Genomic DNA, 1,251 nt, shown 5'->3' with positions numbered 1-1,251 from the left:
GCGTTTTCACACATGGGGTAATTCCGGGCCAGAGCCATACTGAGGCTCTCAGAATCAGCTCTCCAGGAATCGATGAGGCTCGGATCTTGAGCCTTGCAACGACAGGAGAGCTGCAATGGAGCATTATGTCGGACTGGACGTATCGCTGAAGCTGACAGCGATCTGCATTGTTGATCGGACAGGAAAGATTCAGCGTGAAGGAGTGGTTCATTCTGATCCGGAAGCGATCGCAGCATTCATCAAATCAAACGCGCCGCATGTCGCGCGGATCGGACTCGAAACGGGGGCAACGTCGACATGGCTGTGGACCGAGTTGAATAAGATGAGACTGCCCGTCATCTGCATCGACGCCAGGCACGCCAAGGCGGCTTTGAAAATGCAAATCAACAAGAGCGACCGCAACGATGCCGTAGGCATCGCTCGCATCATGCAATGTGGATGGTATAAGGAGGTGCGGGTCAAAGACCTCGACAGCCACGCGGTCAAGGCTCTTCTCGTCAGCCGAGCTCTGCTCGTTAAGATCAAGCGGGATCTCGAGAATCAAATTCGTGGACTCCTAAAGAACCTTGGGCTTGTTATTGGCCCAGCAAAGATGAACGCATTCGCATCGCGTGCTGCGGAGCTGATCGAAAATCGGCCGGAACTCGCCGTTGCGGTAACGCCGCTACTCACCGCCCGAGTGGCCATCGAGGAGCAGATTGCGGATCTCGACCGTAAGGTCATGAAGCTCGCACGCAGCAATGCTCAAGTGCGACAGTTCATGACTGCACCTGGCATCGGTCCTGTCACCGCTCTTTGCTTTCTTGCAACGATCGATGATCCTACACGCTTCAAAAGGTCAAGAAGCGTCGGAGCCTATGTCGGACTAACGACCCGACGCTAAGCATCCGGCGAGATCGACTGGACGGGCCGAATCTCGAAGTGCGGCGACAAAATGTTGCGCGGCTATCTCTTTGAGGCAGCCAATGTCCTGCTCACACGCGTAGCAAAATGGTCAGCGCTCAAAGCCTGGGGCATTCGGCTTGCAAAACGAAGCGGGCTACGCAAAGCCAAGGTTGCGGTTGCACGAAAGCTTGCGGTCATTCTGCATCGGATGTGGATCGAAGGTACTGAATTTAGATGGTCAAAGGAGACCGCCATGCAAACAGCGTAGCAAACCATCGAATTCCCGCCGACCACGGCGGGATCCAAGGTCCCTGCCGGGACGTTGGCGTTGGTGCGATCGCCCCTGGCTTTGCGATGCTCAAAAAG

At 55.5% G+C, this 1,251-nt stretch carries 1 pseudogene; it reads left to right on the top strand.

The features are described from left to right. Positions 1-115 precede the first annotated feature (115 nt). Positions 116-1,153 (top strand): annotated as a pseudogene (locus tag KIP88_RS45750) (IS110 family transposase). Positions 1,154-1,251 lie beyond the last annotated feature (98 nt).

The sequence above is a fragment of the Bradyrhizobium sp. SRL28 genome (assembly GCF_018596315.1).
Classification (GTDB): domain Bacteria; phylum Pseudomonadota; class Alphaproteobacteria; order Rhizobiales; family Xanthobacteraceae; genus Bradyrhizobium.
Note: the sequence above shows the minus strand (reverse complement) of the source record. Positions and strands in the feature narration are given on the sequence as shown.